Genomic DNA, 23304 nt, shown 5'->3' on the forward strand with positions numbered 1-23304 from the left:
GTTCTTTTAAAAGATAATTAACTACTCATAGAGTTAAACCTATAAAAATCTTTCTAACAAATATTCTTTTTAATTATTGTATCAGTTCAAATTTGATATAATAGTTAAGTTAATAATCCTTTCAAGAAGATACAGTTTATGTGTGGAGTAATTGGAGTTGCAGGACCTGGTCAGGTCAGTTATGCATTATTTGATGGTTTAAGTTTATTGCAGCATCGTGGTCAAGATGCCGCAGGTATTACTACTATGCATGAAGGTCATTTTTTCACACGAAAAAATACTGGTTTAGTAAATGAGGTTTTTACTGACGATAAACTTGCTAAATCACTAGGAAATATGGGTATAGGGCATGTGCGTTATCCTACCGCTGGTAGTTTAGGTGCTGCAGATAGCCAGCCTTTTTATGTAAATAATCCTCATGGTATAGTTTTTGCTCATAATGGTAACCTTACCAATGTCTCAGAATTGGCAAGGATGCTTCATGACATAGAAAGAAGACATTTAAATACTTCTTCAGACTCAGAGCTTTTACTTAACTTTTTTGCATGTGGTATGAATAAGAGTAAAGGAAGTCCTACATTAAATGCGGTATATAAAGCTTGCGAGTTTGTTTTTAAGCATGCTCGAGGTGGTTATGCTTGTACCGCAATGATTGCAAACTTTGGTTTAATAGCATTTAGAGACCCTCATGGTATTCGTCCACTTGTACTTGGAGTAAGAGATGAGGCAGATGGTGAGAAATCTTATATGGTTGCTAGTGAAAGTGTATCTTTAGATATTTCAGGATTTAAAGTTTTACGAGATGTAGCTCCAGGTGAAGTTATAATCATCACAGAAGATCGTAAGATTCATTCAAAAATCTGTGCTAAGAATCCTAGTTTAGCTCCATGTTTGTTTGAATATGTATATCTTGCTCGTCCAGATAGTGTTATGAATGGAGTTAGTGTGTATCAAGCTCGTGTGGATGCCGGTAAACTTCTGAGTAAGCGTATAAAAGATGTGTGGAAAGATAATCAAATTGATATTGTAATACCTGTTCCTGAAACTGGTCGTGCTTCAGCTCAAGAGATTGCTACAGCATTAGGTGTTGAGTATCGAGAAGGTTTTGTGAAAAATCGTTATATTGGGCGTACATTTATTATGCCAGAATCAGTCGATCGTAAAAATTATGTTCGTCGTAAGTTAAACCCTATCCCAGCAGAGTTTAAGGATAAAAATGTATTGCTTGTGGATGACTCAATTGTCCGTGGTACAACATCTCAACGCATAATTGAGATGATACGTGATTTCGGTGCTAAGTCAGTTTATCTTGCATCAGTTTCACCTGCGGTATGTTATCCAAATGTGTATGGTATAGATATGCCAGTTAAATCAGACCTCATTGCACATGGTAAGTCTGTTGAAGATATTCGTCAATGGATAGGTGTTGATGGGTTGATATATCTGCCATTATCAGATTTAAAAGAAGTCGTGCAAATGCAAAACCCTGAGATTGTAGAATTTGAAGATAGTGTGTTTTCAGGGAACTACATTACAGGTGATGTAGATGATGCCTATCTTGATGAACTAGAAAAACATAGAAAAGAACTAAAAGAATTAGAGAAAAAACTCAAAGGATTTGACAACTAATGATTAAAATCTTTGAAGGCTTAAGTGCCTTATCACCATTTAAAAAAGAACAAGTTTTAGCAGATGCTAAGAAAATTACAAGTAAAGTAGAATCTATATCTGCTCAATACATTCATATAGTTGAAACTGATGAGGAGCTTAGTGCAAAACAAGAAGATGTGATTAAATCCTTATTAGACTATAACAAAGAGTATGGAGCAACTACGCTTAAAGGCTTTACTTTTATTACAGCACCTAGGGTTGGTACTATTTCTCCATGGTCATCAAAAGCAACTGATATTATTCAAAATACTGGTATCTATGCTGTTAAAAGAGTTGAGCGAGCGGTTGTTTTTGGGATAGAAGGTGATATATCTGCTGAAGATTTAATAAGCATCCAAAACCTAGTTCATGATCGTATGGTTGAAGAGGTGTTTACATGTAAAGAGGATTTACATAGATTATTTAGTATAACAGCACCTAAAAGCTTAGAATTTGTCGATGTACTAGCCAAAGGTGAGCAAGCTATCAAAGATGCAGATGCTAAGCTTGGTCTTGCACTAAGCTCTCAAGAGATTGCTTATCTAGCTGATGAGTATATCAAGCTTGGTAGAAATCCTACTGATACAGAGCTTTATATGTTTGCTCAGGCAAATTCAGAGCATTGTCGTCATAAAATTTTCAATGCTAAGTGGACTATAGATGGTCAAGAGCAAAGTCATTCGTTATTTAAAATGATACGCAACACTACAGAAAAATCTCCAAAAGGTGTGCTTTCTGCGTACAAAGATAATGCCTCTGTGATAGAGGGTGCAACGGCTCAAAGATTCTATAGTAATCCAGAAAATGGTGTGTATAATTTTAATCAAGAAGAAGTTGATATCTTGATGAAAGTTGAAACACACAATCACCCGACAGCCATTGCACCATTTAGTGGTTCAGCTACAGGTATCGGTGGTGAAATTAGAGATGAGGGTGCTACAGGTCTTGGTTCTAAGCCAAAAGCAGGCTTGACAGGTTTTACAGTTTCAAACCTTAATATTCCAAGTTTTGAACAACCGTGGGAATCAAACAAATACGGTAAACCAAGCCACATAGTTACGCCATTACAGATAATGCTAGAAGCACCAATTGGTGGAGCTCACTATTCAAACGAGTTTGGTCGCCCAAATATTACAGGGTATTTTCGTACCTTTGAGCAGTCTGCAAAATCTTCGGCAGGAGATGAGATGTTTGGTTACCATAAGCCAATTATGATTGCAGGTGGTATGGGTAATATCAAGAGAATGCATGTAGAGAAAACAGACATTAATATAGGTGATAAGCTGATATGTCTTGGTGGTCCTGCGATGCGTATTGGTCTTGGTGGTGGAGCTGCATCTTCTGTAGTATCTTCAGGTGCTAATTCTGAGCTAGATTTTGCATCAGTTCAACGCGACAATGCCGAGATGGAACGTCGTTGCCAAGAGGTTATCGACAAATGTTGGCAGTTAGGCGAGAAAAACCCTATTACTTTTATTCATGATGTTGGAGCAGGTGGTATTTCAAACGCATTCCCAGAGCTTGTAAAAGATGGAAATGTCGGTGGCCACTTTGAGCTTAGAAAAGTCATAGTGGGTGAGGAAGGTCTTTCTCCGTTAGAAATATGGTCAAATGAATCACAAGAAAGATATGTATTATCTGTTGAACCTAAAGATTTAGAGTTCTTTGAAGCTTTATGTAAGAGAGAAAGATGCCCATTTGCAGTAGTTGGTGAAGCTATTTCAGACAAGCATATTACGCTGAATGATGAGCATTTTGATAACAAACCGGTAGATTTGCCGATGGGATTATTATTTGGTAATACTCCACAAATGCACATCGATGTAGATACTGTAAAAGTTGAGCAAGATGCTTTTGATACAAGTTCTATAAAGCTAGATGATGCAGTTGAACGAGTACTAAAAGTACCTGCTGTAGGTTCTAAGTCTTTCCTTATAACTATCGGTGATAGAAGTATCACAGGAATGGTTGCTCGTGAGCAAATGGTTGGTCCATGGCAAGTGCCGGTAGCTGATTGTGCGGTAACTACGGCGACTGTAGATAGCCAAAGTGGTGAAGCAATGGCGATGGGTGAACGTACTCCTGTAGCTACTATAAATGCAGCAGCATCAGGTAGATTAGCAGTGGCTGAAACTGTGACAAATCTACTTGCTAGTGATATCGCAAGCCTAAGTGATATAAGGCTTTCTGCAAACTGGATGGTAGCTGCAAATCAAGGCGATGAAAACCAAAAGCTATACGAAACTGTAAAAGCAGTTGGTATGGAGTTTTGTCCAGAGCTAGGTATCGCAATCCCTGTAGGTAAAGACTCAATGTCAATGAAGACTAAGTGGTCTGACGATGGTAAGGCAAAAGCTGTAACTTCGCCGATGTCGATAGTAACTTCAGGTTTTGCTCCTGTAGTAAATGCTCGTAAGACTCTTACGCCAATGCTTATTGATGATGGCGACACAGTACTACTACATATTGATTTATCAAATGGTGCAGGTAGATTGGGTGGTTCATCACTAGCTCAAGCGTATAATCAGATTGGCAGTATTGCCCCTGATGTAGAGGCTAGTAAGCTTAAAGTTTTATTTGAAAATATCACAAAATTAAAAGTGGATGATAAGATTTTAGCTTACCATGACATTTCTGATGGTGGTGTATTTACAACACTAGTTGAGATGGCATTTGCAGGTAGAAAAGGGCTAGATATAACTCTTAATTCTAACGATATTCTAACAGAGCTTTTTGCAGAAGAAGTCGGAGCTGTTATTCAAGTTAAAAATAGCGATAGAAAGCTAGTTCAAAGTATGTTTGAAAGCGCTGATATTCATCTGTGTACAATAGCTAAGCTAAACTCTAGCGATGAGATAAATATCTTTACTAATGCAGATAAAGTTTACTCAAATACTCGTGTAAATCTACAAAGATGGTGGGCTGAGACTTCGTATCAAATCCAATCACTTCGTGATAACAGCGAATGTGCAAAACAAGAGTTTGATAGCATCTTAGATACTAATGATAAAGGTATTCATGTAAATGCTACATTTGATATTGAAGAAGATATCACAGCGCCATTTATAAATACACAAAAGCCAAAAGCTGCAATCCTAAGAGAGCAGGGTGTAAATGGCCATGTCGAAATGGCAGCAGCATTTACAACAGCAGGCTTTGAAGCTCATGATGTACACATGTCTGACTTACATGCAGGTCGTGTAAATCTTGATGATTTCAAGGTGCTTGTCGCTTGTGGTGGTTTCTCGTATGGAGATGTACTTGGTGCTGGCGGTGGCTGGGCTAAAAATATCCTATTCAGTGATAACCTAAAAGCTCAATTTAGTAGATTTTTCGGTAGAGATGATACGCTGACACTAGGTGTGTGTAATGGTTGTCAAATGCTTGCACAGCTTAAATCTCTGATAGCTGGAGCAGAAGACTGGCCAATATTCATCAAGAATAAATCTGAGCAATTTGAAGCTAGAACTTCTATGGTTGAGATTCAAGAATCTGACTCTGTTTGGTTTGATGGAATGACTGGCACGCTTGCACCTGTAGCAGTTGCTCATGGTGAAGGTAGACCACTTTTTGAAAGTTCTCAACAGCAACAAAATATGTTAGCAAGTAATCAAGTTGCTCTTAACTTTGTGGATAACAATGGTAGCAAAACCGAAAACTATCCACAGAATCCTAATGGAGCAATAGATGGATTAACAGCTGTCACAGCCTTAAATGGTCGTGTACTTGCGATGATGCCACACCCTGAGCGTGTCTATAGAGCAATTACAAACTCTTATATCCCAGCAGAGTACGATGAGTACAGCGTTTGGATGAGAATGTTTAGAAATGCAAGAAAGTGGGTTGGGTAGGTAACATGACTGATAAAAATATCATTTATGTTTTATCTAATGAAGCTATGCCTGGTCTTGTTAAAATAGGTAAGACTACTCAACATAGTGTTGATAGTCGAATATCTCAACTATATACAACAGGCGTCCCATACCCTTTTAAATGTGAATATGCTGTTGAGGTTGTTGATTGTCACTTAGTAGAAAAATCTTTGCATATCGCATTTAGGAATAATCGAGTAAATCCTAATAGAGAGTTTTTCGATATTCATCCTGATCAGGCTATAGCTATACTGAAGCTTCTTGATTGTGGTGGAAAAGATGTCACAGATGAGTTTGAGGCTGAGATAGAAAATAATACTGATAAGATTGATTTGAAGTCTGCAGAAATTGCAGCTAGTAAAAGACCTAATATGAATTTTCAAGAAATGGGAATTGATACGGGAAATGAGCTTGTTTTTATTGATGATACAAGTCAAAAAGTTCGTGTCATTAGTTCAAAAAAAGTTATATATGCTGATGAAGAGATGAGTCTAACTATGGCTACAAGGAAGGTTAAAGGATTAAATGATAAGCATCCAATAAGACCGGCACCTTATTGGTTATTTAATGGTGAAAGACTCGATCATATATACGAAAGTACATATGAGTTTTAAGTCAAAGCAAGAATTAATTTTTTTGAATATTGGTTCATATATACAATAACAACAAATGGAGTAAAGCATGTTTGCCAACACAATAGGAATTATCGGCGATATATTAGTTATCCTCGCATTTTTTCTATTACAAACAAGACGCATAAACTCTAGTCATTTGAGTTATTCATTGCTAAATATTTTAGGTTCATTGGCTGTACTGTATTCTTTGATGTATGAGTGGAATCTACCTGCTTTTGTTATTGAGTGTGCGTGGGTTATTATTAGTGGTTGGGGGTTATATTGTTATATAATTAGTAAAACCAAGAACAATAGCAGTAAAACCGATATGATTCAAATCAAAAACAAATTTCTGAAAGTTCAAATAAATCCACTAGGTGCAGAAGTCCGTAGCGTAAGAAATGTCGCAAATAATCGTGAATATATGTGGTCTGGTAATAGTGATGTTTGGGCAGGAGTATCTCCAGTACTTTTTCCGGTAGTTGGTAAGTCTATTGATGGAGAAATTCGTTATAAAGGGCAAGAGTATTCGATTGGGAATCATGGTTTTGTAAGGCATTCAAGTTTTGAAGTTGCTGAGATATTAGATGATAGCGTTTCATTTTCTCTAACAACTACAGAGGAGAATTATCCATTTAAATTGCAATTTAATATTACCTATCGCTTAGAACAAAAAAAATTGGTGACTACATTTAATATCATCAACCTTGGTGCTAATGAAGCATCGTGTGGCTTTGGTGCTCATCCTGCATTTGCATACCCATTTGATAAATCTCATAAGCTTAATGACTATGAAATTGTATTTGATAACAAAGAAACGCTAAACTTCCACCATATAACACAAGATGCACTTTATACAGGTAAAACAAAGCAAATTGAGCTAGATAGAGTTCAGCTTAATGAAAGTGTATTTAACAGCGATGCTTTGGTTTATAGTGGTTTTTCATCAAAGAAAGTAAGATTAGCTGAAAAGGGTTCTAACAGATATATTGAGGTGTCATTTGATGGCTTTGAATATCTTGGATTATGGTCAAAACCTAAAGCTCGCTATGTATGTATTGAGCCGTGGTGTGGTAGGTCAGATACTCTAGGTTTTGATGGCGATATTGATAAAAGAGTTGGAAATATCTCTATAGATGGTTTCGGAAGTGTTATAAAATCTTATACAATAGAGTTTGGGTATTAGTTGAGATATTGTATCAACTAAGTCGAATGTGCTCAGCTAATTTGACATCCCACATTGTAAATTCATTCTACACTTCTTTGTAAAAAGGGGTTTATTCTAGGTGATTTCAATTTGAATTAAAAGTATCTCAAATTAACTGAGAAGGTTGTTCTTAATATTGAAGAGAATATTTTAGAAAGATAGAAGAAAGGAATTAATTAAAAGTTTCTGCTGCTAGCACCAGTATAAAGCTGTCTAGGACGACCAATTTTTTGAGCAGGGTCATTTATCATTTCCATTAACTGAGAAATCCAACCAGATGTTCTAGCTAAAGCAAAGATTGCTGTAAACATTTCTTCAGGAATACCCATCGCTTTAAGGATAATACCTGAATAGAAATCAACATTAGGGAAAAGTTTTCTATCAATAAAGAACTGATCTTGTAGAGCAATCTCTTCAAGTTTCTTAGCGATTGAAAGTAGAGGATTATCTCCATCACCTAGTTTAGAAAGTATTTCTTCACAATTTTCTTTCATAGCTGTAGCTCTTGGGTCAGTGTTTTTGTAAACTCTGTGACCAAAACCCATTAATCTAAATGGATCATTTTTATCTTTTGCTTTTGCTATAAATTTATCGATATTTTCAACAGTTCCTATTTCAGAAAGCATTTTAAGTACAGCTTCATTTGCACCGCCGTGAGCAGGACCCCATAATGCAGTAATACCAGCGATAATTGCAGCATAAGGAGAAGTACCTGTTGAGCCAGCTAATCTTACTGTAGAAGTAGATGCGTTTTGCTCATGGTCAGCATGTAGCATAAACATAGTGTCCATAGCTTTTACATGTAATTCATCAGGTTTGTAGTTTTCATCTTTTGCAAACATCATGTATAAGAAGTTTTCAGCGTAGCCATATTCTTCTTTTGGTTCTAAGAATTTTTCACCACGATTGTGTCTATAAGCCATTGCAGCCATAGTTGCCATTTTTGCGGCAACATTTTTAGCAACATTATCAAAAGCTTCTTTTTGACCATCTTCAACATACTCAGCAGCTAGTACATTTACACCAGCAATTAAGCAAGACATAGGGTGAGCATGTTGAGGTAAAGTGCTAATAGCTGTTTTAACATGTTTGCACACAGGCATTTTAGCTACTATTTCTTCTCTAAATTTTTGCTTTTGACTGTCTGTTGGGATTCTGTCATAGAAAAGAGCGTAACATAAGCTTCTATAGTTTGATTTCTTTGTCCACTCTTGAATAGGGTAGCCACGATGTAAAAGTATACCTTTACCACCGTCAATATATGTAATCTTTGATTCACAAGCTGCTGTTGACATGAAGCCAGGATCATAAGTGAAAATTCCGTGCTTAACAAGAGATGAAACATCTATGCAGTCATTACCAAGGCTAGGTGAATGTACAGGTAGCTGTAATTCGATTCCTTTATCTGCGTATGTAAGAGTTGCGTATTTACTCATTTCAATTTATGCCTCCGAGTTAGAGTTGAGTTAAAAAAGTTATGCAAAAATGCATTTATTAAGAAGATACAAGCTCTAATCGGTTTGGAGAGCTTTTTACCGTATCGATACTCAAAAAGAATAATAAGCTAAAGAAAAGCTATTTGCAAATAATAAAATAGCTCAAGTCTATTTAGATATGAAATTTTAAAAAATAAATCTAAAACTTCACTTAAATATTTGAATTTGAGTGTGCAAAAATATATCATTAAGATGTTGTAGAGTGCGTGTTTAAACGCTACTTAAAGTTTAGTGAAATGCTTGGGAGGATTATCGAGCGTGAAAAAAATTACTAATATTGATTTGATGTCAATCAAGTCGTATAACTTTCCTATTACTGCGATAAGTTCTATACTTCATCGTATAAGTGGGGTTATATTACTTATCGCGATGCCACTTGCTGTTGTGGGTATGAATTATTCTTTGGCTGGTCCTGATGGCTATAAGGCTACGGTAGATCTTCTCACTGGTAGCTGGTGCAGTGTGTTTTTCTGGTTATTCTTATCTGCTGTTACATTTCATATATTTGCAGGTTTTAGGCATATGCTTATGGATATGGGTTTTGGTGAAAGCATGAAAGCTGCTAAAGCAACATCTTTAATAGTTATTGTGCTGGGCTTAGTTTCAGCTGTGTTGTGGGGGTGCTACTTATGGCTATAATGTCTCTAACATCTACAGGACTTAAAGACTTTTTTGTACAAAGAGTTACAGCGATTATTATAGCTGTATATTTTGCATATCTACTTATTGAGGCATTGTGTCTTTCACACTCAGGTCAACTTAATTATGAGGCTTGGTATGGATTGTTCACGGGTAGTATGTTTTTTAGAATAGCTACTTTGATGGCTTATTTAGCTGTATTTTTCCATGCCTGGGTAGGTATTTGGATTATATGTGGTGACTACATTAAATGCGCTTGGGCTAGTGCTACAGTGATGTTGACATTTGTTTTGTCATATATCTTCTGTTTCTTCTGGCTGTTCGCAGTATTATTTTTCTACTAAGAGGTTGTTTTTATGAGTATAGCTACACAAGAGTTTGATGCTATTGTTATAGGTGCTGGTGGTGCTGGCTTAAGAGCAGCCTTTCAGCTTTCACAGTCAGGTTTTAAAACTGCTGTTGTTTCTAAGGTTTTTCCAACAAGATCGCATACGGTTGCTGCCCAGGGCGGTATAGCTGCTGCACTTGGTAATGTTCAATTTGAAGATGATCTACCTTCGGATGATTGGAAATGGCATATGTACGATACTGTAAAAGGGTCGGATTATATCGGAGATCAAGATGCTATTGAATATATGTGTGAGCATGCTCCGCAGTCTATTATTGAGTTAGAGCATATGGGTATGCCATTCTCTCGTCTGAAAAATGGTAAGATTTATCAGCGAGCTTTCGGTGGTATGTCAAGAAATTATGATCCAGCTAACCAAGCAGAGAGAACTTGTGCTGCTGCAGATAGAACAGGACATGCTTTATTGCATACGCTTTATCAAGGTAACTTAGCTCACGATACGGATTTTTATACGGAATGGTTTGCTGTTGATTTAGTGAAAGCTGATGACGGTAGTATTTCAGGTGTGGTAGCACTATGTATTGAAACAGGCGAGACTGTATTTTTAAAAGCTAAGATAACAATTTTAGCTACAGGTGGTGCTGGTCGTATATATGAGTCAAGCACAAATGCTTATATCAATACAGGTGATGGTATGGGTCTAGCCTTAAGAGCTGATATCCCATTGCAGGATATGGAGTTTTGGCAGTTCCATCCAACAGGTATTGCTGGAGCTGGTGTACTTGTTACTGAAGGATGCCGTGGTGAAGGTGGTATCTTGCGTAATAAAGATGGTGAAAGATTTATGGAGCGTTATGCTCCAAATGCAAAAGACCTTGCTTGTCGTGATGTTGTATCTCGCGCATCTCAGCAAGAAATCATGGAAGGTCGTGGAGATACCTTTGGTGGGTCTAGCTGTGTATGGCTTGATTTGACTCACTTAGGAGCTGATGTGATTGATGAAAAACTTCCTACAGTTAGGGAGCTCGGCAGAACTTTTGCAGGTGTTGATCCGGTTGAAAATATGATCCCAGTAGTACCTACTTGTCATTATCAAATGGGGGGTATACCTACTAATAAATTTGGTCAAGTTGTTACACAGATTGATGGCAAAGATAAGGTCATAGAAGGTCTTTATGCTGTAGGTGAGTGTGCATCTGTATCTGTGCATGGAGCAAACAGATTGGGTAGTAATTCACTGCTTGATTTGGTTGTGTTTGGCCGTGCTGCAGGTATTCATGCTGAGCAAAGTTTAAAAGAAGGTATGAAGGTGAAAGATACTTCTGCTGAAAATGTAGAAGCTGCTACTGCTAGAATCAATAGATGGGATAGTTCAGAAGAAAGAGGCTGTAAGGAAAAAATTTCTGTACTTAGAAAAGAGTTACAGCAAGTTATGCAACAGTATTTTTCTGTATTTAGACAGGAAGATACTATGCACAAAGGGCTTGATGAACTTTATGCTCTTAGAACTAGACTAGAGAATGCAGTTCTTGAAGATAGTTCAAGAATATTTAATATGATGAGAATTGAAGCGCTAGAGCTTGATAACCTTATGTTAACAGCTATTGCAACAGCAAAAGCGGCTCTTGAAAGAAAAGAGTCTCGTGGAGCACATTCGCGTGTAGATTTCCCAGATAGAGACGATGTGAATTGGATGAAACATTCGCTTTATTTCTTAGAAGATGATAAAACTTCATCAAGAGAAGTAAATATGAGCCCAACTAAAGTTAAGGCTTTCCAGCCAGCTGAAAGAAAGTACTAATAAGGATTTCGCATAATGGAAGTAAGATTTAAAATTTATAGATATAATCCGGAAGTTGATAAAAAACCTTACTACGATGAGTATACTGTAGAGGTAGAAAACGAAGGTGTTAAGGTGCTTACAGCTTTAGAGCTTATTAAAGAGCAAGATCCTACGCTAGCCATGAGAAGGTCATGCCGTGAAGGTGTCTGTGGTTCTGATGGTATGAACATTAATGGTAAAAACCGTTTAGCCTGTATTACTTCTATCGGAGAATTAAAACAGCCAATCAAGATTAATCCTCTACCAGGTTTACCAGTGGTTAGAGATTTGATTGTAAATATGAAGCAGTTTTTTGATAACTATAATAAAGTTAAGCCATATCTTATTAATGATGAAGAAGCTCCTGTTAAAGAGAGGTTACAATCACCTGAAGATAGAGCTAAATTAGATGGACTATACGAGTGTATTTTATGTGCTTGTTGTACTACATCTTGCCCATCTTTCTGGTGGAATCCAGATAAGTTTATTGGTCCTTCTGGTCTTTTGCAGGCTTATAGGTTTATCGCTGATTCAAGAGATACAGCTACAGAAGAAAGGCTAGAAGATCTTAAAGATCCGTTTAGCTTATTTAGATGCAGAACAATTATGAACTGTGTTTCTGTTTGTCCGAAGGGTTTGAATCCAACAGAAGCTATCGGTAAGATTAGATCAACTTTATTAAAGAAGAGTGTATAAATAGTAGTAAACCAATTCTTGGGAATCTATATGAAAAAAAACCAACCTGATTTTAGTCAATGGCTAGAGACCACTCAGTTTTCTGGTGGCAATCTAGAATATCTTGAATCAATATATGATGATTATATTATAGGCAATCGCGAAGGATTAGATCCTGAGTGGGTGTCTTTTTTTGATTCTGTAGCTAACGAAACTGATACTGTACATAGAGATGTAGTTAATGAGTTTAAAGGTTTAGCTAAGAATAAGACAAACACTGTAGTTGTAGCAGGCGGGAGTGATATCAGCTTAAAAGCAAAAGCTTTGTTAAAGGCGTATCGTTCACATGCTTATAAATCAGCTAAGATTGACCCTCTTGGGCTTACGCAGTATGATAGAGACTCAGATCTTGAAATATCTGCACATGGTTTATCAGAGAGTGATTTGTCTGAGTCAGTTAACTTAGGCGGCTTTACAGACAATAAAGAAATGCTTCTAAAAGATGTTATCAGTAAACTTAAGTCAGTATACGAGTCAAGCGTAGGCTATGAATATAGGTATATTAGTAACAAATCAGAAAAGCTTTGGCTTCAAGACAGAATTGAAAGCGATACTGCCCCAACAATGGAGCAGAAAAAATGGATCCTTCAGCAGTTAGTAGCCGCTGAAGGACTAGAAAAGTTTTTGGCTTTAAGATATGTTGGGCAGAAAAGGTTTGGTTTAGAAGGAGGTGAGTCAATGATACCTTCACTACAGCACCTTATCGAGAAAGCAGTGTCAAGACATTCAACAAAATTTGTACAATTAGGAATGGCTCATAGAGGCCGTTTAAACGTACTTGTAAATGTTTTGGGTAAAAATCCAAAAGAGCTTTTTGAAGAATTTGAGGGCAAGCAAAGTGAGAAAACGCTATCAGGCGATGTAAAGTATCACATGGGTTATTCAAACTATCGTAGTATTGATGGTAAAGAAGCTAAAATTGCATTGGCATTTAACCCATCTCATCTTGAAGCGGTTGATCCTGTTGTTGAAGGTGCTGCAAAAGCTATTCAAGACAAGTTAGATGGAAATGTCTTTAATAAAGTTCTTCCTATTTTAATACATGGTGATTCTGCCTTTTGTGGTCAGGGTGTTGTAATGGAAACATTTGGTTTTTCATTAACAGAAGCATATGGTACGGGTGGTACAGTACACTTGGTAGTAAATAACCAAGTTGGGTTTACTACAGCAAGTAAAAATGGTGTAAATAGAAGTAGTAATTACTCTACAGATATAGCAAAAATGGTTGATGCACCAATATTTCATGTAAATGGCGATGATCCTGAAGCTGTTGTAAGAGTTACAGATATTGCACTAGAATATCGCATGAAATTTAACAAAGATGTTGTTATAGATTTAATTTGTTATCGTAGAAATGGTCATAATGAAACTGATGAACCTTCGGGAACTCAGCCAAAAATGTATGAAGTTATCAAAAAGCACCCTACAACTTTAACACTTTATAGCGATAAGGCTATGAAAGAAGGTGTGGTTGATAGTGAACTATATTCTCGTTACACGACAAATTATCGTAGTAAACTTACAGATGGTAAAGTAACGGTTGATATTTTAGATAGAAGTGTAGTTGCTGATCATTTAAAAGTATCTGATTGGTTACCTTATGCGGGTACACAAGAAACTGATTATGACTATAAAACTATCTCTCAAGATCATTTAAGAGAGTTGGCTATGAAGATGTGTACTGTGCCAGAGAATATCAAGGTACAGATGCAGGTCAAAAAAGCTCTTACTGATAGAGAAAAAATGGCGAATGGCGAATTACCATTAAATTGGGGTTTTGCTGAAACGCTTGCATATGCAACGCTTTTAGATGAAGGATATCCTGTAAGATTGTCTGGTGAAGATAGTGGTAGAGGTACATTTTCACATCGTCATTCTGTTGTTAAAAATATGAATACAGATCAAAGTCCTGAAGAGTACATACCTCTTGAGCATATCAAAGAAGGTGTTAGATTTGATGTGATTGACTCAACACTTTCAGAGTATGGTGTGCTTGGTTTTGAGTATGGGTATAGTTGTTATAGCCCTAAATCTCTAGTGATATGGGAAGCACAGTTTGGTGACTTTGTGAATACAGCTCAAGTTGTTATAGATCAGTTTTTAGTGGCAGCAGAAGAAAAGTGGGGTATATTATCTGGCTTAACTTTATTCTTACCACATGGTCAAGAGGGAGCTGGAGCTGAGCATTCATCAGGTAGGCTTGAGAGATTCTTAAGCTCTTGTGCTAATCAAAATATGCAAGTTTGTACACCTACAACACCAGCACAGATATATCATTTGTTAAGAAGACAAGTTATTAGACCACTTAGAAAACCTCTAATCGTGATGACGCCAAAAAGTCTACTTAGAAATCCTAAGGCAATTTCTTCTTTAGAAGAGCTTTCAAAAGGACATTTTGAAAAGGTTATAGATGATGATCAAGCTAATGCTAATAAGGTTACAAAAATCATACTTTGTAATGGTAAAGTTTATTATGATCTTATGGCTAAGAAAACTGATAAGCATGAACATATAGCAGTGGTGAGAATTGAAGAGCTTTACCCTACACCTCGAGAAGATATCGGCAAGATACTAGCAAAATATAAGAATGCTAAAAAAGTAGTCTGGCTTCAAGAAGAACCTCAAAATAAAGGTTCTTGGTATCATATTCGTGGAAAGCTAGAGAAGTTGTTGGATGATAAGCAAACATTAGAGGTTGTAGCAAGAGAAAGATCTTCTGCACCGGCTGTTGGTTATCATGCGCTGTATACAAAACAGCAAGAAGAAATTGTTAATAAAGCATTAGAAATATAAAAATTTTACTAGGAGTAAATGATGGTTGAATTAAAAGTCCCAATGTTTCCGGAATCTGTAGCCGATGGTACACTAGCTCAGTGGAATAAAAATGAAGGTGATTTTGTTAACGAAGGTGATATCGTTGCTGAAATTGAAACTGATAAAGTGGTAATGGAAGTTCCTGCTACGGCAAGCGGAGTATTAAAAGGTATTAAAAAGCATACTGGTGATACAGTTTTGTCGCAAGAAGCTTTAGCGCAAATAGATGCTGATGGATCTGCTGAACCTAGCACAAAGGCTGAAGAAGCTGCTCCAGTACAAACAACAGCATCAGGCACTGAAGTTGATGTTAAAGCTCCAGTATTTCCAGAATCAGTAGCTGATGGTACAGTTTCGGAATGGCATAAAAATGTTGGTGATGCTGTGGCTGAGGGTGATATTTTAGCTGAGATTGAAACAGATAAAGTAGTTTTAGAAGTTCCAGCAACTGTTAATGGTACATTAGTAGCTATTACAAAAAATGCTGGTGATACAGTTTTATCTGGTGAATCAATTGCGAAATTATCTGAAGGGGCAGTAGCTGTTAGTTCTGCACCAGCTAATGAAGATGAAAAGACAGATTCTAACTCAAATGATCCTCATTTAGTACCATCTGCTCGTAAAGCTTTTAACGCTAGTGGGTTAGATAATGCTAGTGATATACAAGGAACTGGTAAAAAAGGTCGTATAACAACTCAAGATGTGAAAAATGCATCTAGTGTAAAAGTAAGTCAGCCAGAAGTTGCTACTGCACCACAAGGTAAGAGATACGAAAAACGCGTTAAAATGACTCGTTTGCGTAAAACTATTGCTAATAGATTGGTAGATGTTCAGCAGACTAATGCAATTTTGACTACTTTTAATGAAGTCGATATGACTGCAGTTATGGAGCTTAGAAAAAAATACAAAGAGATGTTTGCAAAAGAGCATGATACTAAGCTTGGCTTTATGTCTTTCTTCTTAAAAGCGTCTACAGAAGCTTTGAAAAAATTCCCAGATGTAAACGCATCTATTGATGGTGACGATATTGTTTATCATAACTATTTTGACATAAGTATAGCAGTTGGTACAGACCGAGGCTTAGTTGTTCCTGTGTTGAAAGATGTTGATGATATGAGTTTGGCAGATTTAGAAAATGCTGTAGTTGATAAGGCTATTAAAGCCAGGGATGGTAAACTAACTCTTGAAGATATGCAAGGTGGTACATTTACTATTACTAATGGTGGTACTTATGGTTCTATGCTTTCTACTCCAATCATCAATTCACCACAAAGTGCTATATTAGGCATGCATAATATCGTTGAAAGACCAATGGTTGTAAATGGTGAAATAAAAATTCGTCCAATTATGTATTTAGCATTATCTTATGATCATAGAATCATTGATGGTGGTACTTCCGTAAGGTTCTTGAAGATGATTAAAGAACTTCTTGAAGACCCAACTAGAATTTTACTACAAGTATAGTTTTCTAATTTTTTATCAAATTTCTACCTATAGGTATTTCCATGAGTTTAGAATTTATTGAAAGCAAAATTATCACTGTGCCTGACTATCCTAAACCAGGTATTATGTTCCGTGACATTACACCTTTATTAGCTGATCCAGAAGGCTTACGCAAAACTACTTTTGAGATGAAAAAAGCTTTAGAGAGTAAAAATATTAAGCCAACAATCATCGCAGGAACTGAAAGCCGAGGATTTATTTTTGGTGTGGCGCTAGCAGAAGCGTTAGGTCTTGGATTTGTGCCTGTGCGTAAGCCAGGCAAGTTACCTAGAGCGATTTATAGTGTAAGCTATGATTTAGAATATGGAAGCGATAGCTTGGAGATTCACCAGGATGCTTTTTCAAAAGATGATAAAGTTCTTGTTGTAGACGATTTACTTGCTACTGGCGGTACAGCTACAGCTACAGCAGAGCTTATCGAAAAAACACAAGCCAATGTTTGTGGAATGATATTTGTAATGGAGCTAGATGGTTTAGGTGGTCGTGAAAAGCTTGCAGGACATGATATTACAGCATTATTAAAGTTTTAAGGATATATCTATGGCTAAGTATTTTGGAACTGACGGTATAAGAGGAGAAGTTGGTAATTCAACTATTACAGCAGAGTTTATGCAAAAACTAGGTAATGCTGTTGGCTCCGTATTAAACGATAAAAAGAAGAAAAAACTAGTGATTATAGGCCAAGATACACGTAGCTCAGGTAATATGCTTAAGTATGCTCTAGTGTCTGGTTTAAATGGTGCTGGTATTGATGTTTTAGATTTAGGAGTTGTACCAACTCCAGTTGTTGCTTTTATAACTGTTAAGCATCAAGCGTCAGCAGGTTTTGTTATCACGGCATCACATAACAAATTTACTGATAATGGTATTAAGCTTTTTTCATCAGATGGTTTTAAACTAGATGATGGCTTAGAGGCTGTTGTTGAGTCTAAAATAGATAGCCCTTTTGAATACCAAAAAGATTATAAGTTTGGTAACTACACTCTTGTAGAAAATTTAATTAATGATTATTTAAATGATTGTCACTCTAAATTCAAAGACATAGTTTCTTATACTGGAAAGGTTGTGGTCGACTGTGCTAATGGTGCTGCATCAAACCATTTTGAATCTTTGCTTGATATGTTTGGAATAGATTATATTACAATTGCATCTGATCCTGATGGTGTAAACATAAATGTGGATTGTGGAGCTACTTGTATTGATAATATAGCAAAAGCAGTACAAGAACATAATGCTGATTTAGGGATTTCACTTGATGGTGATGCTGATAGAATCATGATCGTTGATGAAAAAGGTGATTTGATAGATGGTGATGGTATTTTAAATATCATTTCACAGTTTAGTGACATTTGTGGTGGTACAGATGGTATAGTCGGTACACAAATGACAAATATGAGCTATGAAAATCATTATAAGCAAAATGATATTCCATTTATTCGCTCAAAAGTTGGTGATAGGTATGTTCTTGAAGATCTAGTAAAGTATGGTTATAAGATTGGTGGAGAGTCATCAGGCCATGTAATAAACCTAAATTTTGGTACGACTGGAGATGCTTTATTTACAGCTGCGCAATTATTAGCGATATTCTCTCAATATAATAAACCGGTTTCACAATTTAAGTTAGCTGGTGAGCTTATGCAACAAGTACTTATAAATGTACCTTTAGCAAAGAAAGTAACACCCAAGGATTTAGATAAGTTAACAAATGATGTTGCTCAGACGGAGACAGAGTTAGCTTCACATGGAAGAGTGCTTTTAAGACCTTCTGGAACTGAGCCTGTACTTCGTGTAATGGTAGAAGCAGATGATAAGGGTTTAGCTCAAAAGCATGCAGAATACCTGGTAGAGAAAGTAAAAGAAAAAATCTAAAAAACTATAAAACAAAAAGTGGAATAAAATATGCAAAAATTAATAATGGGTAATTGGAAGATGAATGGTAACACTCAAAGCATTAAAGAGCTTTGTGCTGGTATTGCGACTGCTAAATTTGATAGCTCAAAGGTAAGTGTTGCAGTATTTCCATCTAGTGTATATGTAAAAGAAACTATTGCTCAATTACCAAAAGAAATTGGTGTGGGTTTACAAAATATCACATTTAATGATGATGGTGCTTTCACAGGAGAACTTTCAAAAGCTATGCTTGAAGACTTAGGTTGTGATTACCTATTAATCGGTCATTCGGAGAGAAGGTCTTTGTTTGGTGAAACAGATGAATGTGTATTTAAAAAACTACTAAAAGTTATAGATACTGATATAACTCCTGTGGTGTGCATAGGTGAATCATTAGAAGATAGAGAAGGTGGTAAGCTTGAAGAAGTTTTAGCATCTCAACTAGCTTTAGTGTTACAGAACTTATCTGTAGAGCAATTAAGTAAAGTAGTAATAGCTTATGAGCCTGTATGGGCAATAGGTACAGGTGTTGTAGCATCTCTTGAACAGGTTCAAGATACACATAAATTCATTAGATCTATGATAGCTAGAATAGATGAAAATCTTGCTAAAAATATTAAAATAGTGTATGGTGGTAGCCTTAAAGCAGCAAATGCTAAAGACATTTTGAGTCTGGCAGATGTTGACGGTGGATTGATTGGTGGAGCATCACTAAAAGCTTCTGAGTTTAACGAAATAATAAATCAAGCAAATATAATATGTACTCAATAATTTTAACAATAGATGTAATAGCAGCTTTAGCTATTATTGTACTTGTACTTTTACAGCAAGGAAAAGGCGCTGATATGGGCGTATCTTTTGGCGCTGGTTCTTCAAATACTGTATTTGGTAGTAAAGGTTCGGCATCATTTTTATTTAAAGCGACAATTTTCTGCACAGCGGTATTTTTTGTTGGGTGCTTAACTCTTGGTTATCTTGGTAAAAGCCCTAAAGCCGCAACTACAGATACTTCTGCTAAGTCTATTGCTAATCAGTACGACTATGAGCAATACCAAAAAGAGACTGGTCAAGATAAAGCAACAAAACAAGTACAAGATATTGTTGCAAAAACAAATGCAGCAACACAATCTAAATAATCTACCTGCACTGGTGGTGGAATTGGTAGACACGCCATCTTGAGGGGGTGGTGTCCGAAGGATGTGTGGGTTCGAGTCCCACTCAGTGCACCATAATTATAATGATCTATAAAACTTATTTTCTATAAAAGATACCCGGACCTTTCGCTATACTTCAAACTTCAAAAGTATTTTTGGTAATAGGATTACATAGTCTATAAGTACTTTTAACCCTTTTTTGTGATTAGCTATAATTAGTATTGCTAGTTAAGAGCTTTTTTGAAATAATCTGTTTGCATATGAAAAGTGAGAAAACTATATAGATATGCAAAAAAAACCTAAGTTTGATAAATTTGATTATAGCTGGCTAATAATCAGTATAGGAATGGCTGTTGGAGCTGGAATTGTATTAGTCCCTGTTACTACAGGTATCGTTGGGTTTGCAATATTCGCTATTTCAATCTTAGTAGCTTACCCTGGTATATATTTATTTCAGAGGCTATATATTCGTACATTATTTGCTTCAAAAGAGCCTAAACTTTATAAAGAAGTAGTAGGTGAGTTATTGGGAAGCAGATGGTCATTTTTCTTGGGGATGCTCTACTTCCTGATGATGGTTATTTGGACCGTAATTTACGCCGAAGTTGTTGCTAAATCATTAGCAGCATATCTATATATCTTCAAATTTACAGACAACCCTCATCTTGAGCAAAATATAATATATAGTGCTTTACTAATGCTAATAATGATTTTTATAGGTATAAAGAGCCAAAAGCTACTAGTAAGAGTTTCATCTTTCTTGGTTTGTGCACTAGTAATAGCTGTTATTTTAGCTTCGATATTTCTAATACCTTTATGGTCATTAGATAATATAGCTACTCTACCAAGGGAAAATAGTGAGTTTATAACCCGGACTGTTTTCATGTTGCCTTTTTCTTTGACCTCAATACTTTTTATACAGTCATTAAGCCCCATGGTTTCAGCCTATAGAATTCATTATTCAGGCCTTAAGAGTGATGAATTAGTTTTGCAAAAAACATTGAGAACGATGAAAATAGCATTCATCTTATTGGTTAGTTTGATAGGCTTTTATATACTTTCATTTTCACTTGTAATTCCTAAGGAATTTGCACAGGAGGCTGCAGCAGGAAATCAGTCTGCTTTTGTGCTACTAGAGCAGCATGGATTATCAAGTGTAGTTTTACATGTTTGTGGGGTTGTTATAAGTGTTTGTGCAATTTTAACTTCATTTTTGAGTATATTATCAGGCATGACAGAATCCTTGAAAGGGCTCTTAAAAACCGGTTTTTCTAAGTTTAATCCGTATGGAATGGTAAACCTTAAGAGTATAGATATACTGGTGGTTATAATAATATTTTTATTGACGTGGTTATCAATAGTGTTTGAGGCACCTATTTATAACCTAGTACCACTATCTGGGCCAATATTTGGAGTGCTAGGCTGTCTAGCTCCAGCATATATGGTATATAAAGTCCCTTCTCTACATGTTTATAAGTCAAAAAGTATTTATTTCATTATTCTTATTGGTATTGTTTTGATAATTTCACCATTGCTACCTTCAGCAGTCTAGCGATACTTAAGAGTTAGTAAATTAATGTCTAAAGTGTCTCATACCAGTAAAGACCATTGTAATACCTACAATTTGAGTACCATGAGAATATACAATAGTATTTGATTTTACAGTTTTCCATGCAAATAGCATATTCGGTCTATTCTTTTATTATAGGTTGGTATTTTATAGTAAGAATATAGTCATCTTTAGTTATTTCATGATTGTTATAAGGATGAGACATGATTATAAGACAACGTTTTTCTCAAGTTTGTTGGGCATTTGCACAATAATAATTTAAATCTATTTTCTATAAAAAATATCTGCACCTTTAGCGATTTTTCCAAATTTATCATCTTTATTGTATAGAGGGCATCTATCTAAAGATAAACAACCACAACCTATGCAGCTTGATAAATTATCTCTGAGCTTAGTTAAGTAGTCTATTTTTTCATTTAGGTCTTTTTTCCAAACCATAGATAGTCGTTGCCAATCACTTTCATCTGGGGTCTGTTTTTTTGGTAAGTGTGAAAATGAAGCTTTTATATCATCCAGCTTAATTCCTACTTTTTGTGCTGCCTTAATTATTGATATTCTACGAAGCACATCTCGACTAAATCTTCTTTGGTTTCCGGAGTTGCGCCAACCATGTATTAATCCTTTGTTTTCATAATGATGGACTGTCGAAACTTTTATATTACATCTTTCAGCAACCTCTCCTACACTTAGATTTTTTTTCATATACTTTCCTCTGTAAAGCCCTTGACCTCATGTTAACTTGAGGTTTTATAATAGTCAACAATAAAACATTTAAATATCTTAAAAGGGATTTCTATATGAATAAACAAGAGAAGCAATTACTATTTTTTTTACCAGTTTTAAATTTATTGTGTGGCGTAAGCATTGATTCATATTCACCAACACTGCCTGATGTTGCTAATTATTTTTCTACTTCAAGCTCTATGGCTCAATCGACAATTACTATAATGATAATAGGTTTTGCTATTGGCCAATTTGCTTTTGGGTTTTTATCTGATTTGTATGGTAGGCGTAAAACTACAATACTATCTTTAATAATTTACATATTTGCTACGGTTTTAATTCTTTGTACTAAATCTATATTAGTTCTACTAGTATTGAGATTTATTCAAGGGGTTATGTGTGGGTCATTTGCAGTTAATTCGCGAGCCATAGTCATGGATAAGTTTAAGTGGCATAGCTTTAAACTAGTAATTGTTTATTTATCTTTAGCATGGGGGATTGGGCCAATAATATCACCATATCTTGGTGGTGTCTTGGTAACATGTTTCAATTGGCAAGCTATATTCATTGTAACACTGATATATGCAATTATATTATTGGTTGCTTCGATAAAATTAATTGATAGAAAAAATTGTGGAAGTAAACAGTTGTCTGATTATATAAATATTTCTAAAGAAATAATTATAGATAAAGAGTTTATTTCTAGAACAGGAATTTTAGGGTTATGTTTTTCTCAGGCAGTTATTTTTAATATTACGGCACCATTTTGGTCAGTAAATATATTTAAACAATTGCCTGATGCTTTTGGACTAGCTGCTCTTATTTCGGGATTAGGTTATTTTGTAGGAACATTAATTAATAAGCAATTAATTAATAAGGTAGCTTGTAATAAACTCATTTTATTTGGGCTAACTATAGGAAGCATGAGTTCTTTAATATTTTCATTTGTTAGTTATGAGTCAATTTATACAGTTGCATTAACTGTGGCAGCAATTAATTTTGGCTCTGGCTTTATATTTGCTAATATAATAGCTGAAAATATGTCTAGGTTTTGTAATTATGGGGGAGTATTTTCTGCTTTACAAGGTAGCATAACTATTATTATAGGTTTTGCTATAGCACTAGCGGTGTCATTTTTAAATCAGCCAACAATACAAAGTATTGGTATTGTTTATTTACTAGTTTCAGCTATGCAAATATTTCTTTTTATAAAGATAGAGTATTCTAGAAGTATGTATAAGATTATATTTTGAGAAAATATAAGAG

The 23304-nt window shown here is 35.6% G+C and carries 18 protein-coding genes and 1 tRNA gene; 17 read left to right on the forward strand and 2 right to left on the reverse strand.

Annotation, left to right across the window (positions count from 1 at the left end; translation table 11 throughout):
* The first annotated feature begins 138 nt into the window (after window positions 1-138).
* The 4 genes from purF to FLM55_RS06590 all read left to right on the forward strand — a co-directional run bounded on the left by purF (window position 139) and on the right by FLM55_RS06590 (window position 7322).
* Window positions 139-1629, forward strand: coding sequence for an amidophosphoribosyltransferase (purF, locus tag FLM55_RS06575; RefSeq protein ID WP_178948561.1), 1491 nt, complete (start codon window positions 139-141; stop codon window positions 1627-1629).
* Window positions 1629-5501, forward strand: a complete 3873-nt coding sequence (gene purL, locus FLM55_RS06580) for a phosphoribosylformylglycinamidine synthase (RefSeq protein WP_178948562.1) — start codon at window positions 1629-1631, stop codon at window positions 5499-5501. Before purF ends, purL begins: the two co-directional genes overlap by 1 nt.
* 5 nt (window positions 5502-5506) lie before the next feature.
* Window positions 5507-6136, forward strand: a complete 630-nt coding sequence (locus FLM55_RS06585; protein WP_178948563.1) for a GIY-YIG nuclease family protein — start codon at window positions 5507-5509, stop codon at window positions 6134-6136.
* Between the two features lie 67 nt (window positions 6137-6203).
* A complete protein-coding gene (locus FLM55_RS06590; protein WP_256868859.1) occupies window positions 6204-7322 on the forward strand; it encodes an aldose 1-epimerase family protein in 1119 nt (372 codons plus the stop codon).
* 197 nt (window positions 7323-7519) lie between these two features.
* On the opposite strand, the gene FLM55_RS06595 is transcribed toward FLM55_RS06590, so the two are convergent.
* Complete coding sequence (locus FLM55_RS06595; RefSeq protein WP_178948564.1) at window positions 7520-8779, reverse strand: citrate synthase; 1260 nt, start codon at window positions 8777-8779, stop codon at window positions 7520-7522.
* 318 nt (window positions 8780-9097) lie between these two features.
* On the opposite strand from FLM55_RS06595, the gene sdhC reads away from it, so the two are divergent.
* The 12 genes from sdhC (at window position 9098) to FLM55_RS06655 (ending at window position 21297) form a co-directional block, all read left to right on the forward strand.
* Window positions 9098-9478: a succinate dehydrogenase, cytochrome b556 subunit gene (sdhC, locus tag FLM55_RS06600; RefSeq protein WP_256868860.1), complete on the forward strand. Its 381-nt coding sequence runs from the start codon at window positions 9098-9100 to the stop codon at window positions 9476-9478.
* Entirely contained in the window at window positions 9454-9822 is a 369-nt protein-coding gene (gene sdhD, locus FLM55_RS06605) for a succinate dehydrogenase, hydrophobic membrane anchor protein (protein WP_112870702.1), read from the forward strand. Before sdhC ends, sdhD begins: the two co-directional genes overlap by 25 nt.
* Before the next feature lie 12 nt (window positions 9823-9834).
* Window positions 9835-11628, forward strand: coding sequence for a succinate dehydrogenase flavoprotein subunit (gene sdhA, locus FLM55_RS06610; RefSeq protein ID WP_178948565.1), 1794 nt, complete (start codon window positions 9835-9837; stop codon window positions 11626-11628).
* Window positions 11629-11643: 15 nt separating this feature from the next.
* Window positions 11644-12345 carry a succinate dehydrogenase iron-sulfur subunit gene (locus tag FLM55_RS06615; protein WP_112870700.1) on the forward strand — a complete coding sequence of 234 codons (702 nt, stop codon included), beginning with the start codon at window positions 11644-11646 and terminating at the stop codon, window positions 12343-12345.
* Between the two features lie 30 nt (window positions 12346-12375).
* Window positions 12376-15177: a 2-oxoglutarate dehydrogenase E1 component gene (locus FLM55_RS06620; RefSeq protein ID WP_178948566.1), complete on the forward strand. Its 2802-nt coding sequence runs from the start codon at window positions 12376-12378 to the stop codon at window positions 15175-15177.
* 21 nt (window positions 15178-15198) lie between these two features.
* A complete protein-coding gene (odhB, locus tag FLM55_RS06625) occupies window positions 15199-16662 on the forward strand; it encodes a 2-oxoglutarate dehydrogenase complex dihydrolipoyllysine-residue succinyltransferase (RefSeq protein WP_178948567.1) in 1464 nt (487 codons plus the stop codon).
* A 41-nt stretch (window positions 16663-16703) separates the two neighbouring features.
* Entirely contained in the window at window positions 16704-17231 is a 528-nt protein-coding gene (locus tag FLM55_RS06630; protein WP_178948568.1) for an adenine phosphoribosyltransferase, read from the forward strand.
* Window positions 17232-17241: 10 nt separating this feature from the next.
* The gene (gene glmM, locus FLM55_RS06635; protein WP_178948569.1) at window positions 17242-18570 is read left to right on the forward strand and encodes a phosphoglucosamine mutase; all 1329 of its coding nucleotides are present in this window, start codon (window positions 17242-17244) and stop codon (window positions 18568-18570) included.
* 30 nt (window positions 18571-18600) lie between these two features.
* A complete protein-coding gene (tpiA, locus tag FLM55_RS06640; RefSeq protein ID WP_178948570.1) occupies window positions 18601-19362 on the forward strand; it encodes a triose-phosphate isomerase in 762 nt (253 codons plus the stop codon).
* Window positions 19350-19727 (forward strand): preprotein translocase subunit SecG, encoded by a 378-nt coding sequence (gene secG / locus FLM55_RS06645; RefSeq protein WP_112870694.1) that lies wholly within the window; start codon window positions 19350-19352, stop codon window positions 19725-19727. Before tpiA ends, secG begins: the two co-directional genes overlap by 13 nt.
* A 7-nt stretch (window positions 19728-19734) precedes the next feature.
* Window positions 19735-19820 (forward strand) — tRNA-Leu (locus FLM55_RS06650).
* Between the two features lie 211 nt (window positions 19821-20031).
* Complete coding sequence (locus FLM55_RS06655; RefSeq protein WP_178948571.1) at window positions 20032-21297, forward strand: amino acid permease; 1266 nt, start codon at window positions 20032-20034, stop codon at window positions 21295-21297.
* A 282-nt stretch (window positions 21298-21579) separates the two neighbouring features.
* On the opposite strand, the gene soxR is transcribed toward FLM55_RS06655, so the two are convergent.
* On the reverse strand, window positions 21580-22017 hold the full coding sequence (gene soxR, locus FLM55_RS06660; RefSeq protein WP_112870692.1) for a redox-sensitive transcriptional activator SoxR: 438 nt from the start codon (window positions 22015-22017) through the stop codon (window positions 21580-21582).
* A gap of 95 nt (window positions 22018-22112) precedes the next feature.
* On the opposite strand from soxR, the gene FLM55_RS06665 reads away from it, so the two are divergent.
* Window positions 22113-23291: an MFS transporter gene (locus FLM55_RS06665; protein WP_178948572.1), complete on the forward strand. Its 1179-nt coding sequence runs from the start codon at window positions 22113-22115 to the stop codon at window positions 23289-23291.
* The last annotated feature ends 13 nt before the right edge of the window (window positions 23292-23304 follow it).

This window comes from Francisella sp. Scap27, assembly GCF_013394105.1.
Lineage (GTDB): Bacteria > Pseudomonadota > Gammaproteobacteria > Francisellales > Francisellaceae > Francisella > Francisella adeliensis.